The 13,726-nt window shown below is 38.3% G+C and carries 14 protein-coding genes; 10 read left to right on the top strand and 4 right to left on the bottom strand.

Annotated features, from left to right (window positions below; genetic code table 11):
• The first annotated feature begins 20 nt into the window (after positions 1–20).
• From pafA to cysM, 6 genes are all read left to right on the top strand, one after another.
• Positions 21–1,667, top strand: coding sequence for an alkaline phosphatase PafA (gene pafA / locus MM214_RS12490; protein ID WP_241295966.1), 1,647 nt, complete (start codon positions 21–23; stop codon positions 1,665–1,667).
• Between the two features lie 184 nt (positions 1,668–1,851).
• Positions 1,852–2,952 (top strand): trans-sulfuration enzyme family protein, encoded by a 1,101-nt coding sequence (locus MM214_RS12485; RefSeq protein WP_241295965.1) that lies wholly within the window; start codon positions 1,852–1,854, stop codon positions 2,950–2,952.
• A 350-nt stretch (positions 2,953–3,302) separates the two neighbouring features.
• A complete protein-coding gene (locus MM214_RS12480) occupies positions 3,303–3,590 on the top strand; it encodes an FtsB family cell division protein (protein WP_241295964.1) in 288 nt (95 codons plus the stop codon).
• Entirely contained in the window at positions 3,571–4,137 is a 567-nt protein-coding gene (locus MM214_RS12475) for a hypothetical protein (protein ID WP_241295963.1), read from the top strand. The genes MM214_RS12480 and MM214_RS12475 overlap by 20 nt, the downstream gene beginning before the upstream one ends.
• A 20-nt stretch (positions 4,138–4,157) precedes the next feature.
• The gene (gene epsC / locus MM214_RS12470) at positions 4,158–4,997 is read left to right on the top strand and encodes a serine O-acetyltransferase EpsC (RefSeq protein ID WP_241295962.1); all 840 of its coding nucleotides are present in this window, start codon (positions 4,158–4,160) and stop codon (positions 4,995–4,997) included.
• 23 nt (positions 4,998–5,020) lie between these two features.
• Positions 5,021–5,899: a cysteine synthase CysM gene (gene cysM, locus MM214_RS12465; protein WP_241295961.1), complete on the top strand. Its 879-nt coding sequence runs from the start codon at positions 5,021–5,023 to the stop codon at positions 5,897–5,899.
• A gap of 43 nt (positions 5,900–5,942) precedes the next feature.
• Here cysM and MM214_RS12460 read toward each other — a convergent pair whose 3' ends face one another.
• Together MM214_RS12460 and MM214_RS12455 are read right to left on the bottom strand one after the other, a co-directional pair.
• Complete coding sequence (locus tag MM214_RS12460; RefSeq protein ID WP_241295960.1) at positions 5,943–6,515, bottom strand: hypothetical protein; 573 nt, start codon at positions 6,513–6,515, stop codon at positions 5,943–5,945.
• Entirely contained in the window at positions 6,502–7,065 is a 564-nt protein-coding gene (locus MM214_RS12455; protein WP_241295958.1) for a DUF2846 domain-containing protein, read from the bottom strand. The genes MM214_RS12460 and MM214_RS12455 overlap by 14 nt, the downstream gene beginning before the upstream one ends.
• 205 nt (positions 7,066–7,270) lie before the next feature.
• Between MM214_RS12455 and MM214_RS12450 the strand changes: the two genes are divergently transcribed.
• The gene (locus tag MM214_RS12450; RefSeq protein ID WP_241295956.1) at positions 7,271–7,732 is read left to right on the top strand and encodes an NfeD family protein; all 462 of its coding nucleotides are present in this window, start codon (positions 7,271–7,273) and stop codon (positions 7,730–7,732) included.
• Positions 7,733–7,735: 3 nt separating this feature from the next.
• Entirely contained in the window at positions 7,736–8,752 is a 1,017-nt protein-coding gene (gene floA, locus MM214_RS12445) for a flotillin-like protein FloA (protein WP_241295954.1), read from the top strand.
• Positions 8,753–8,896: 144 nt separating this feature from the next.
• Here the strand turns inward: floA and ftsH are convergent, their stop codons facing one another.
• Together ftsH and rsfS are read right to left on the bottom strand one after the other, a co-directional pair.
• Entirely contained in the window at positions 8,897–10,942 is a 2,046-nt protein-coding gene (gene ftsH, locus MM214_RS12440) for an ATP-dependent zinc metalloprotease FtsH (RefSeq protein ID WP_241295952.1), read from the bottom strand.
• Positions 10,943–11,012: 70 nt separating this feature from the next.
• Positions 11,013–11,360: a ribosome silencing factor gene (gene rsfS, locus MM214_RS12435; RefSeq protein ID WP_241295950.1), complete on the bottom strand. Its 348-nt coding sequence runs from the start codon at positions 11,358–11,360 to the stop codon at positions 11,013–11,015.
• 88 nt (positions 11,361–11,448) lie between these two features.
• Here rsfS and MM214_RS12430 point away from each other — a divergent pair, with 88 nt between their 5' ends.
• Both MM214_RS12430 and ahcY read left to right on the top strand, forming a co-directional pair.
• Positions 11,449–12,210 carry a biotin--[acetyl-CoA-carboxylase] ligase gene (locus tag MM214_RS12430; RefSeq protein WP_241295945.1) on the top strand — a complete coding sequence of 254 codons (762 nt, stop codon included), beginning with the start codon at positions 11,449–11,451 and terminating at the stop codon, positions 12,208–12,210.
• A 76-nt stretch (positions 12,211–12,286) separates the two neighbouring features.
• A complete protein-coding gene (gene ahcY, locus MM214_RS12425) occupies positions 12,287–13,606 on the top strand; it encodes an adenosylhomocysteinase (protein ID WP_241295943.1) in 1,320 nt (439 codons plus the stop codon).
• Positions 13,607–13,726 lie beyond the last annotated feature (120 nt).

Below are 13,726 nucleotides of genomic sequence, written 5' to 3'. Positions count from 1 at the left end.
ATTGAAACAAATACACAGATATGAAAAATTTATTATTAGCACTTTTTAGCTTTCTTACCCTAGATACTATTGCTACAGCCCAAGTCTCATCAGAATCCAATAAGCCTAAGATCGTAGTAGGCATTGTAGTAGATCAGATGAGACAAGAGTATTTTTATAAGTTCCAAGAGCGGTACACAGAGGGAGGGTTCAAGAGATTGATGAATGAAGGTTTTATGATGACCAATGCCCATTACAATTACATACCGACCTACACAGGTCCTGGTCACGCCTCTGTTTATACGGGGACTACTCCTGCCACGCATGGTATTATTGCCAACGATTGGTATGTGAGGAGTTTAGGGAGAACTATTTATTGTGCTGGTGATAGTACAGTAAGCGCGGTCGGAGGGACCGAAGGTAATGGTAAAATTTCGCCAAGAAATATGAAGTCTACCACCATTTCAGATGAGTTGAGATTTGCGACCAACAAGCGGTCAAAATCAGTGGGTATAGCTATAAAAGATAGGGGAGCGGCGCTTCCAGCGGGTCACTTGGGGGATGCTTATTGGTTTGATAGCAAGAAAGGGGAGTTCATGACTTCTACATATTATTATGAAGAGCTTCCTGCATGGGTGAAGGCATTCAATGAAAAAAAGTTGGCGGATGAATACTTGAGTGGTACTTGGGAAACGCTTTTCCCTATAGACACTTATGTGCAAAGCATTGAAGATGATAATGATTTTGAAGGTCCATTCATCGGTAAAGATAACACCGCTTTTCCTTACGATTTGAAAGCTCTCATGGAAGACAATGGTGAATATGGATTGATCTCTACGACACCTTTCGGGAATACTATGACTCTAGAAATGGCTTATGCGGCCATCGAAGGAGAGCAGCTTGGGAAAAGAGGGGAGACGGATTTGCTTGCAATCAGTTTTTCTTCCCCAGATTATATAGGACATAGGTTTGGACCAAGTTCTGTTGAGCTGGAGGACAATTATTTGAGGTTGGATAGGGATTTAGAGAAGTTTTTTGATTTCTTGGACAATGAATATGGCGCAGGGGAGTACCTGGTATTTTTGACAGCTGACCATGCCGTGGCGGACATTGTAAATTATATGCAGTCCGAAAATGTCCCTTCTGGTAACTTCAATACGAGGTTTGTGCTGACACAAATGAGAGGTTTTACTTCTCAGATGTTTGGTGAGGGAAATTGGATTGTCAACTATTCCAACGAACAAGTGTTTATCAACCATGATCTTGCCAAAGAAAAAGGTGTAAAGGTAGAAGATGTTCAAAGGGCTTTAGCTGATTTCTTGTTAGGATTTGATGGTGTCAAGGAAGTCTATACAGCAGCTGATATGAGGCGAAATGAATATGTCAAAGGAAAAAGTTCTTTACTGCAAATGGGGTATAATCACAAAGCGTCTGGAGACTTGTTGCTGATTTTGGAGCCTGCATGGTTGAGTAGTTCATTTAGAGGAACGACACACGGAACTGGGTACACTTACGATACCCATGTGCCAGTAGTGATGATGGGGTGGAATGTGAAGTCAGGAAAAAGTGCACGGTACACAACCATAACGGATATCGCACCAACCCTTGCGATTATGCTAGGCACTCGTCTACCAAATGGAGCTTCTGGTCAGCCGATCCTAGAGATTGTCAACCAGAAATCATATTGATATTCCAAATTACAATATTGAAAAGCACCTGAGGTTTATTTAAGGTGCATTAAATGAGGAGAGCTAGATTTGAATATACATTGTGGCTTTTCCTAGTGGATTTCACCGAAGGAATATACAAGATGGTTCTCACCTCTTTATCAATAAGTATTAGTTGTTCTATACTAAAATTAATTATCACAGGATGAAAATCGAAACTATCGCAATACATGCAGGCACCAAAATCACGGATAGCCACCGACCAGCTGTGCAGCCAATCACCCTATCGACCACATTTGAGCATCACGCTGATTCAGTGATCTATACAAGAGCATCCAATCCAAACAGGCTTGCTTTGGAAAATGTACTAGCTAAACTAGAGCGTGGTCAGGAAGCAGCTGCGTTTTCTTCCGGAAATGCAGCAGGTATGAGTGTGTTCCAAGCACTTCCTGCAGGTAGCCATGTGATTGCCCCAGATGATATGTACCATGGTTTGAGGTATTTATTGGTTGATGTTTTTAAGGGAGTTTTGTCAGTTGATTTTGTAGATATGACACATCCAGAGCAAGTGGAGAAGTATATCAAGGAAAATACAAAACTGATATGGCTTGAAACTCCTTCTAATCCACTTTTGAAAATTTCAGATATTAGGGCAATTTGTGAGATTGCAAAGATCAAAGATATTCCAGTAGTATGTGACAACACATTTGCAACTCCGGCATTTCAAAATCCGCTTGACTTAGGCGCGTCAATAGTGATGCATAGCACAACCAAATACCTTGGCGGACATAGCGATATTCTTGGTGGGGCTTTAGTTACAAAGCATGTTGATGAATTGTGGGGTCGTGTTAGACTTGTGCAAACTACAGGAGGGGCTGTCCCCTCTCCATTTGATTGCTATATGTTGACTCGCAGTATCAAGACATTTCCATATAGAATGAAAGGACATGAGCGCAATGCCATTGATATCGCTAGATTTTTACAAGTTCACAAAAATGTAGAAAAGGTATATTATCCAGGTTTGGAAGATCATCCAGGACATGAGATTGCGGCTAGTCAAATGTCAGGATATGGGGGAATGTTGTCTTTTTTGGTAAAGGGAGATGCTTCATATGCTGATCAAGTAATAGGGAAATTGAAGTACTATACCAATGCCACGAGCTTGGGTGGTGTAGAGAGTTTGATCGAACGAAGAGCCGCTGTCGAAGGTCCAAATACCAAGACACCTCAAAATTTGATAAGACTATCTGTAGGGTTAGAGAATTTGGAAGATCTTATAGAAGACATGGAGCAAGCATTATCGTGATGTTTTTAGATTTAGACATGATGTAATTGTTGCCTTTTGAAAAGCAGCTACATCAAGGCGTCTTCAAATATTTAAATAAAACCTTATACAATCATTGTACGAGAAAGACTGTTTATTTCAAAGTAGTTAGTTATGAGGTTTTTCTATACTTTCAAATTGTCTATATTTGTTCTGTAAAATACTGGTGAGGTACGGTGAAGAGTATTGATCCGATGAAATGAATGCTCATTTCAGAAAGTTGAATATTAGATTTGTTAGAAAATTTAAAATGATAGATTCGATTTTCAGTATTATTCGCCTAGTTTCAAGCATATCATTTAGAGTAGCAGTTGAATACAAATCTTGATCACATGAAAAAGTATCTTAAATATACCAAGAATTTTTACTTCATATTCACAGCTTTGTTTGTGTTATGGATGGTTTTTATAGATTCAAATGATTTTCTAACACATTTCAAACTGAGTTCCAAGCTCAATGATCTTGAGAATCAAAAGGAGTATCTTTTGGAGCGAAAAGAAAAAGTCCGTCAAGATAGAGAGGAATTGATGAGCAATACAGAACTCTTAGAGAAGTTTGCTCGTGAAAGATATCTCATGAAGAAAAAAACAGAAGATCTATATGTCATTGTCCAAGATTAATCTTTTCGTATTTTCATGTACTTTGTTTTTAAGTGTATTTATACAAGTGCAAAGTGCAAAAGCTCAACGATACATCGATCCAGAAGAGAACCCTCCATTAGTGGATAGGTTGTATTTTGGAGGTAATTTTGCAGCTCAATTTGGGACGATTACTTTTATTGATGTTTCTCCTTTGGTAGGAGCAATGATTACGGACAAGTTTTCGGGTGGAGTTGGAGTGACATATCAATACTTCGACGACAGAAGATTTATCAATGCAAGTGGAAATAGGAGTCTTTATGGTGGAAGGACCTTTTTAAGATACAATGTATTGCCTAATATTTTTGCTCATACGGAATATGAAGCATTGAATTTTGATTTATTTAATAGGAATACTAATGAATTCAATAGAGAGTGGGTTCCATCATTTTTTGTAGGCGCAGGTTATTTTACCCCTTTCGGAAATAGAGGTGGGGCCAACTTTACCCTCCTTTATAATTTAATGCATGACAACTTAAGATCACCTTACAATGAACCATATGTGATCCGTGTGGGTTTTGTTTTTTGATCTTAAACCACCCCAAAAAAATGAAGTCGTTAGTTGAAAAAATATTTAAATCACATCAAGATTGTCCCGAGTGTCCTTCTCCTAAATTGATTCAGACTTACTTTGACTCACTATTGGGTCTTCTTTTTCCTGAGTTCACTTTGGAGGTACTTCTCAATGAGCAAGATGTTGAAAAAAACCTATTGGTACTTAAGCATCAATTAGCTGATATCTTATGTAAAAACAAACATTTACACCAAGGAGATGGGGAAATATTGAGTGATTTGTTTTTTGATCAACTTTCTAGTGTTTTTGATCTTATCCATCAAGATGTGGATGCTATGTTTGCTGGTGACCCTGCGTCGAAATCTAGAGCAGAGATCCTAAGATGCTATCCGGGATTTTATGCGATTGCAGCGTACAGGATTGCCCATGAATTGTATCTTTTGGGCGTGAAGATGATACCAAGAATCATCACAGAATATGCACATAGTAAGACAGGAATAGATATACATCCAGGTGCAAGTATCGGTCACCATTTCTGTATAGATCATGGTACTGGACTCGTCATAGGCGAGACTACTGTGATTGGAAACCACGTGAAGCTTTATCAAGGAGTGACTTTAGGAGCTCTGAGTGTTCACAAGGAGGATGCTGATATCAAGCGTCATCCTACTATTGAAGATAATGTAGTGATCTATTCAGGAGCGACCATATTAGGTGGTAACACCGTCATCGGTAAAAACTCTGTCATCGGTGGAAATGTATGGCTTACCAAAAGTATCCCTGCTAATAGTAAGATATATTATCAAGCCAAAATGCATGATGCAGGAAAGAATCAGACAGATATGTATGTGTTTAAGAATGATCAAGAAAGCTGAGTGCAAGCTTTAAAATTAAAATCATGAGACTATTTGAATTGATAGGCAACACTCCAATTGTGGAGATTTCTAATATTTCTTATAATAAAGAGGTAAGGATTTTTTGTAAACTAGAGGGGCAAAATCCTGCTGGGAGCGTCAAAGATAGAGCGGCCTTTCACATGATTAAGTCAGCACTAGATCGAGGAGATATAAAAAAGGGAGATAGGCTTGTAGAAGCTACTAGCGGGAATACTGGTATAGCATTGGCTATGGTGGCGAATCTTTTAGGGGTAAGTATGACTTTGGTGATGCCCGACAACTCTACGAAGGAAAGGATACTTTCCATGGAAGCGTATGGTGCAAAAGTGATTTTGACACCTGCCGAAAAGACAATAGAATATTCGAGGACTTTGGCAGAAGAAATGGTAGCAAGTGACGGATATTTTATGCTAAATCAGTTTTCAAATGAAGATAATTATCTAGCACATTATCATACTACAGGGCCTGAGATATGGAGAGATACTCAGGGTCAGGTAAGTCATTTTGTCTCAGCTATGGGGACAACGGGGACTATCATGGGAGTGTCGAAATACCTCAAAGAACAAAATAGGGCTATTCAAATAGTTGGGACGCAACCAACTGAAGGTTCGAACATCCCAGGGATCCGAAGATGGTCACCTGAGTTTTTGCCCAAAATCTATGACGAATCAAGGGTTGATATGATAATAGACGTAAGTGAAGAGGCAGCAGTATCAATGACGAGGAGAATGGCTATAGAGGAGGGGATTTTGGCGGGTATGAGTAGTGGAGGAGCTTTGCATGCAGCTCTTGAGTTATCTAAGGAGCTAGAACACGGCTTTATTGTGTGTATTACATGTGATCGAGGAGATCGTTACCTGAGTTCAGGACTGTTTGGGTAAAAAAAATCCCAAAAGAAGTTTGAATCTTTTGGGATTTTTAATGTTAATTTTTTGATCCTATGGTGAAATTATACCCAAAGTAAAACTGAACTGGCCAAGGCTTAGTTTCTATGGTAATCATCGGATTGTTTTCAATATCCTCTATGTCATTTTTATAATTAGATCCTCTGATTGGAATCATGATACCTAAATCCCAATAAGAGCCCTTTTTTCTTCTAGAGTTAAATTTCAATCCTGAGCCTAGAGATGGACCATAATAAGTTTTTTGATATTGAGGCATTCCCTCGATATTTATGACTGCATTATATCCATACATGCCTGTGAAGTACAATTCCGTTAGTTTTTCGGTAGGGACAGTGTATGTCAAACCTGCATTGAAACCTACTCCAATAAAGTTGTATCCCAGTCCACCGAAAATAGAAAAATTGTCTTGAACATTATGGCTTAGCTTACCTCCTATGATTCCACCATAAGGTAGGCCTAAACCTATCCCTAGTGATGTCGTTCCTTTTTCAGAACTTAGGTTTTGTGCAGTTGCAATATTTGACAAAATCAGCATGATCATGATTAATGAAGCTGATAATAATTTACTGATAATCTTGTTAGTTGTGTGCATGCTCGGGTTTTAGTTGAGTTATAGATTTTTCTTTTGATCGGTCATTCATGTATTTTTTTAAGCCGTTTTGTATAAAAAAATCAAGGTCTTCTGCTTCGTTAGAAAAATCTTTAGCATCTAAATCAATTGGCTCTTTCTTAGAAATCAATTTATTGATATGTTTCATGGCTTTCGCATTGTCAGCAGTTACTGGTATTAATTTTACTGCCGATTTCATAGCTCCAGGTGTTGGTCTTACGTCAATAACATATGTTTTTCCACTTTGGAGTTCAGCTTCTACAAAAGATCTATTTTCAGATGCTGCCCAAAATACATGTTCACCAGGCTCACATTCATAGATGAAGTACTTCATACCATTAAATTTCCCTAGATACTTTTCACCATCAAAGAATTTGAAATTGATCAATGCACCTGTTCCGTTTGACCTTACAAAATAAACTAATGCTTTGTCTTCGGGCGGTGATTTAAGTGTTTGAGAAAAGGAGTTGAGGGTAATGCCCAGTACTGAAATTAAAAGCAGTGGGACTGATTTGAGTAATGCTTTCTTCATATATTAGAGTTGGATTTTTGCTACGAATATATCTATAAAATTCAGATGTAAATATGCTGTAACTATAATTATTTTCGTTAAACCAAAAATTAGTTTTTAGGATGCTGATTTTGAGTCAAAATTTAAAATGATGCGATTATTTTTGAGGATTATATGATTGAATTTCATAAGTTTAAGAACTGTTAAAAGCTAAAAAATAAATTTCATGATTTGGATGGTTTTACTCACACTTGTGGGGATAGGTTTGATATTGATCCTTACTGAGATTTTCTTTATACCAGGCACTACGATTATTGGAGTGATGGGATTTGCGATCTCGGCAGTTGGTGTAATTTATGGATTTTCAGTTTTGGAGTCGAATGTTGCATGGTTGGTTTTTTCCATGGCTTTTATACTAAATTTAGGAGCGATCATCTATGGATTTAAATCAGGAGTCTGGACTAAATTTGCTCTTCAAGATACAGTAGAGGGACGAAGTTTTGATGGAAGAATGGATGGGCTTGAGATAGGGATGGAAGGAATAGCCATTTCGGATTTGAGACCGATTGGAAAGGGATCTTTTGGAGAGAAAATTTTAGAAGTAAAATCAGATTCTGGCTATGTTTCAGTGGGACAAAAATTAATTATTACTAAATTGGATCATAATACTATCATTGTAAAAAGTTAAAACATGGAAAATTCAAGTTCGGCCATTATTATATTTGCAGCATTCGGCTCGCTGATCCTTCTTTTTGTCTTCTTGTACTTCGTACCAGTCAATCTCTGGATAACGGCAATTTTTGCTAGGGTAAAGGTTAGAATTGGAGAGTTGATTGGGATGCGTATCAGAAAAGTACCGCCAAGTATTATCGTCAATTCACTGATTACTGCCACTAAGGCTGGGTTGGATTTGACTACCAATGAATTAGAAACACACTATCTGGCAGGAGGTAATGTACCTAATGTCATCAGGGCATTGATCTCTGCGGATAAAGCAAATATCAATTTGAGTTTCAAGCAGGCAACAGCGATTGATTTAGCAGGGAGGGATGTTTTTGAGGCGGTTCAAATATCAGTAAATCCTAAGGTGATCAATACACCAAATGTGGCAGCAGTAGCCGCAGATGGGATTCAGCTGATAGCAAAAGCGAGAGTCACTGTGAGAGCGAATATCGCACAGCTTGTCGGAGGTGCTGGGGAAGATACTATTTTGGCAAGAGTAGGTGAGGGTATAGTAACGTCCATTGGCTCGGCTCAGAATCATAAAAGTGTACTAGAAAACCCTGACAAAATATCTAAGCTCGTTTTGGAACGTGGATTGGATGCAGGTACGGCTTTTGAAATTCTTTCTATTGATATCGCTGATATTGATGTGGGGACCAACATCGGTGCAAAACTTCAAATCGATCAGGCTTCTGCGGACTTGAAAGTTGCTGAAGCAAAGGCGGAAGAGCGTAGAGCTATGGCAGTAGCATTAGAGCAAGAGATGAAAGCCAAATCAGTGGAAATGCGTGCCAAGGTAATCGAGGCCGAAGCAGAAGTTCCTCAAGCTTTGGCAGAGGCATTTAGATCAGGAAAACTCGGTGTGATGGACTACTACAGAATGGAGAATATCAAATCTGATACAGACATGAGGTCGTCCATTGCTGGGAATGATGGTGGTAGTAGCTCTGACTCGAACAAAGGGAAATTAGGTGATAAGAAGTAAGCTCAATGTTTAAAGTTTAATTTCTTATGAGAAGCATATAAACAATAAAGCCTGACCATTTGGACAGGCTTTATTGTTTTAATACATCTGTGATACTTTTTGTCTACGCATTATTAATGCGAGTGGATCACATTTAGATGGTTATTAATCTTTATTTTCTCCAACTTGTGAAGATTCTTCTACAGATTTTTCAGCGTCCAAAGCCGCTTTTTCTGCTGCTGCCTTTTCATTGGCTTCTATTTTTCTTGTAAAAGCTTCGTAGGTAGTTTCTTTACCAAATGGTCTTTTTCCGATGAGTTTCTCCAGATCTGTTTGGAACAAGATTTCTTTTTCAAGCAGTTCCTTAGCTAGAATTTCTAACTCATTTTTTCTTTCTGTAAGTAGCTTGATTGTTCGCTCATAAGCAAAACCTATTAGCTTTCTCACTTCCTCATCTATAGTTTCGGATGTTTTTTCAGAATATGGTTTTGACATTCTGTACTCAGAACTCTTGCTATCATAGAAGGAAACATTTCCGATTTTTTCATTCATACCATAAATGGATACGATAGAATAAGCCATTTTGGTAATTCTTTCAAGATCAGATAGTGCACCAGTAGAGATTTTTCCAAATACGATCTCTTCAGCAGCTCGACCTCCTAGTGTCATACACATTTCGTCGATTAGTTGTTCTGTTTGATACAAGAACTGCTCTTTAGGGAGATATTGTGCATAACCTAGAGCGGCAACACCTCTTGGTACTATACTTACTTTCACCAAAGGATCAGCATGTTCCAAGAACCAGCCAGCAACAGCATGGCCTGCTTCGTGATAGGCGACAATTTTCTTTTCCTCTGGAGAAATAATTTTATTTTTCTTTTCTAATCCACCTATAACCCTGTCAATCGCATCTTGGAAATCTTGCATGTCAACAGCTTCTTTGTTTCTTCTTGCGGCGATAAGTGCGGCTTCATTACACACGTTGGCGATTTCAGCACCTGCAAAACCTGGGGTTTGGGCAGCAAGCTTTTTAGCATCGACATCTGTAACAGTTTTTATAGGTTTCAAATGAACTTTGAAAATCGCTTCCCTTCCGACGATATCAGGTTTGTCAATGCTAATTTGTCTATCGAAACGTCCTGGACGCAGCAATGCAGAGTCAAGCACATCTGGTCTATTTGTAGCAGCCAATACAATGACCCCAGTATCTGTACCGAACCCATCCATTTCTACCAACAATGAGTTGAGCGTGTTTTCCCTTTCATCATTTGATCCAGGCATCTGACCTTTGCCTCTTGATCTACCTATGGCATCTATCTCATCAATGAAGATGATACAAGGTGCTTTTTCTTTGGCTTGCTTGAACAAATCCCTTACTCGTGCAGCGCCTACCCCAACAAACATCTCTACGAAATCAGAGCCTGATAGTGTATAAAATGGTACTCCAGCTTCACCAGCTACTGCTTTTGCTAAGAGAGTCTTACCTGTCCCTGGAGGACCTACTAAGAGTGCTCCCTTAGGAATTTTACCACCGAGCTTGGTGAATTTCCCTGGATTTTTCAAGAATTCAACGATTTCCTGAATTTCTTCTTTGGCTTCATCAAGGCCAGCCACATTGTCAAATGTGATTTTTACCTTATTTTCGGCATCAAAGAGTTGAGCTCTTGATTTTCCAACATTGAAAATTTGACCTCCAGGACCACTTGGACCAGCCATTCTTCTCATCATCACCCAGAAGAGAACGAAAAGCAAAATCATAAATCCAAAGCTAGTGAACCAGCTGCCCCAGGATTCTTCGTTCTTGACATTGTAGCCTATCCTTTGATTCTCGGGTACTTTTGATTCTAGTTCTTCAAAATCTGAAGCAAACTTTTCAGCACTTGCTACCTCTACAGAGTAGTGTGGCCCTGTTGGGTTGAAGAAAGGACTTTTACCTTCCAGTTCACTTTTGTATCGCTCATTTTCGAGTGCTGATTCTTTCAAGGTGACATCGACCCTGTTTTGGTTCCTGATGATCATTACTTTTGATACATCATTTGCCAAATAAATATCCTCAAATTTACTTTTAGTAATGTTGATTACTGTATTGCTTTTTTGAAACCACGTCACACCAATCAGCACAATGACAGCAGTGATGATCAACCAAAGTTGGACATTTGGCTTTTGTGGTGTTTTTGGAATGAATTTTTTACTTTTATTATTTTCGCTCATCGCTAGGAATTTGTTGCCTTATATAATTTTTTTTAAAACGAATATGGAAGTAGAAAGTTCAATAAAAATCCTAATCTATTCTGGTGATTACTGCATCACCCCACAGCTCTTCCAGTGCAAAGAATTCTCTTTGATCCTTCAGAAATACATGTGCTACCACATTGGTGAAATCAATTAATACCCACTGATTGTTGCTTTTACCCTCTATTCGCCACGGTTTTTCTTTATGGGATTTGTATACAAAATCTTCTACGGAATCAGCTATAGCCTCTACTTGTGTGTCAGAATTACCCGAACAAATTATAAAAAAATCTGTCATTGAATTTTTAACATTTCTGAGATCCATCAGCACGATCTTGGAAGCTTTTTTCTCCTCCATCCCCTTCACTATTACTTTACTCAGCTCTTCTGCTGTCATATTTTTGGTTTAAATTTACAAGATATCAATGCTGGAATTTAACAGCCTTGATGAATATCTTTATTGATTTACAAATTAACTATAAAAAATGTATAAAATCCTTGCCAATACATTATTTCTGGGCAAAGAAGTGATTTATCTGCCAGTCTGTCACTCGACCAATGATTTAGCCATGGATATGCTGAAGTCTGGCAAAGTGACCGAAGGAAGTATTGTCATAGCTGGGGAGCAAACCCATGGAAAAGGACAAAGAGGGAATGTCTGGAAAAGTGCTCCTGATGAAAACCTGACTTTTTCTTTGGTCCTGAAGCCGTCGTTTCTGAATGCTATGGATCAATTTGATCTCAATATCATGGTGTCATTAGCCGTAGTTGAAGCTTTGGCCTACTTTGATTTAGAGCTTTTAGTCAAATGGCCAAATGATATTTATACCAAAAATGGCTACAAGGTTGGTGGAATATTATTTGAAAATGTCATTTCCAAAGGAAAAGTCTCTGGCTCAGTAGTAGGAATTGGTCTAAATGTAAATCAAAGGACTATAGGTCTAGATCATGCCACATCCTTGATTAATATATCAAAGAGGCAATTTGACTTAAAGACAGTGTTTGATTTGATTGTTCATAGGATTGAGCAGAATTATATCATGTTGAAGTCTGGGAAACATAAACAGCTAAAAGAAAGTTATTTGAAACAGATGTATCTGTTCAATGTATGGAGTAAATATTCAGATGAAAATGAGTTTTTCGGGAAAATTCGGGGTATAGCTGATGATGGTAAATTAATCATAGAGAAAGAATCTGGTATGATAAACTTTTATGCGTTCAAGGAAGTTAGGTTCATTAAGGAATAAGATTTTACATTTGGTACAAAAAGCTGTAGTTTTGTAAAACTTAAAAACCGAATTAATTCATAAACAATATAATAGCATGTCTGAAATTAAATCTGACAAATTCGTAAAGTACAAAGTGAAGGATATTTCACTAGCAGAGTGGGGGAGAAAAGAGATTAAATTGGCTGAAGCCGAAATGCCAGGCTTGATGTCGTTGAGAGAAGAGTTTGGAGCTTCACAGCCACTGAAAGGTGCAAGAATAGCAGGTTGTCTACATATGACCATTCAAACGGCCGTATTGATCGAAACCCTTGTGGCCTTAGGTGCTGAAGTCACTTGGTCATCTTGTAATATTTTTTCTACTCAAGATCACGCTGCTGCTGCTATTGCTGCCGCAGGAATATCAGTGTATGCTTGGAAAGGACTCAATGAGCAAGAATTTGATTGGTGTATAGAACAAACCATATTTTTTGGTGAGGACAGAAAGCCACTTAACATGATTCTCGACGATGGTGGAGATTTGACCAATATGGTTCTTGATCACTATCCTGAATTAGTTTCTGGTATCAAGGGTCTTTCAGAAGAAACTACAACTGGTGTGCATAGGTTGTATGAAAGAATGAAAAATGGTACTTTACCAATGCCAGCAATCAACGTGAATGATTCTGTAACGAAGTCTAAATTTGATAACAAATATGGCTGTAAAGAATCACTTGTAGATGCTATCAGAAGAGCTACTGATGTGATGATGGCAGGAAAAGTAGCTGTAGTTGCTGGTTATGGAGACGTAGGAAAAGGTTCAGCTGCATCCCTAAGAGGAGCAGGAGCAAGGGTGATAGTAACTGAAATCGATCCAATTTGCGCACTTCAAGCTGCAATGGATGGGTATGCAGTAAAGAAAATGGTAGATGCTGTCAAAGAAGCAGACATTGTCGTGACAGCTACTGGAAATAAAGACATTATTTCTGAGGAGCATTTCAGAGCCATGAAGGATAAAGCTATCGTTTGTAACATTGGTCATTTCGATAATGAAATCGATATGGCATGGCTCAACAAGAATTATGGAAACACCAAAGATGTGATCAAGCCCCAAGTGGATCTTTACAATATTGAAGGTAAAGAAATCATTGTATTGGCAGAAGGTAGATTAGTAAACCTAGGTTGTGCTACCGGTCACCCTTCTTTTGTGATGTCAAATTCATTTACTAATCAAACTTTGGCTCAAATCGAGCTTTGGACAAATACTGATCAATATCAGCCAGGAGTTTATGTACTTCCTAAGCACCTCGATGAAAAAGTAGCTGCCCTTCACCTCGCAAAACTTGGGGTTGAATTGGATACCTTGAGCCAAGAGCAAGCTGAATATATTGGTGTGACACCAGAAGGTCCATACAAGCCGGAATATTACAGGTATTAATTTACAAATTGAAATATAAAGAGGTTAAAAAGACTGGTTGATTGCCAGTCTTTTTTTATTGAGTTTATTTTTTGATTTTTGAACTGGTCAGGCTATATTTTAAGATAATGACTATAGCTG

This window comes from Belliella kenyensis (assembly GCF_022549675.1).
Lineage (GTDB): Bacteria > Bacteroidota > Bacteroidia > Cytophagales > Cyclobacteriaceae > Belliella > Belliella kenyensis.
This window is presented reverse-complemented; position numbering and strand designations above follow the sequence as displayed.

Excerpts from the sequence above, each read along its gene's own strand:
- pafA (WP_241295966.1), top strand. The coding sequence starts at position 21 with ATGAAAAATTTATTATTAGCACTTTTTAGCTTTCTTACCCTAGATACT.
- MM214_RS12485 (WP_241295965.1), top strand. The coding sequence starts at position 1,852 with ATGAAAATCGAAACTATCGCAATACATGCAGGCACCAAAATCACGGAT.
- MM214_RS12480 (WP_241295964.1), top strand. The coding sequence starts at position 3,303 with ATGAAAAAGTATCTTAAATATACCAAGAATTTTTACTTCATATTCACA.
- MM214_RS12475 (WP_241295963.1), top strand. The coding sequence starts at position 3,571 with ATGTCATTGTCCAAGATTAATCTTTTCGTATTTTCATGTACTTTGTTT.
- epsC (WP_241295962.1), top strand. The coding sequence starts at position 4,158 with ATGAAGTCGTTAGTTGAAAAAATATTTAAATCACATCAAGATTGTCCC.
- cysM (WP_241295961.1), top strand. The coding sequence starts at position 5,021 with ATGAGACTATTTGAATTGATAGGCAACACTCCAATTGTGGAGATTTCT.
- MM214_RS12460 (WP_241295960.1), bottom strand. The coding sequence starts at position 6,515 with ATGCACACAACTAACAAGATTATCAGTAAATTATTATCAGCTTCATTA.
- MM214_RS12455 (WP_241295958.1), bottom strand. The coding sequence starts at position 7,065 with ATGAAGAAAGCATTACTCAAATCAGTCCCACTGCTTTTAATTTCAGTA.
- MM214_RS12450 (WP_241295956.1), top strand. The coding sequence starts at position 7,271 with ATGATTTGGATGGTTTTACTCACACTTGTGGGGATAGGTTTGATATTG.
- floA (WP_241295954.1), top strand. The coding sequence starts at position 7,736 with ATGGAAAATTCAAGTTCGGCCATTATTATATTTGCAGCATTCGGCTCG.
- ftsH (WP_241295952.1), bottom strand. The coding sequence starts at position 10,942 with ATGAGCGAAAATAATAAAAGTAAAAAATTCATTCCAAAAACACCACAA.
- rsfS (WP_241295950.1), bottom strand. The coding sequence starts at position 11,360 with ATGACAGCAGAAGAGCTGAGTAAAGTAATAGTGAAGGGGATGGAGGAG.
- MM214_RS12430 (WP_241295945.1), top strand. The coding sequence starts at position 11,449 with ATGTATAAAATCCTTGCCAATACATTATTTCTGGGCAAAGAAGTGATT.
- ahcY (WP_241295943.1), top strand. The coding sequence starts at position 12,287 with ATGTCTGAAATTAAATCTGACAAATTCGTAAAGTACAAAGTGAAGGAT.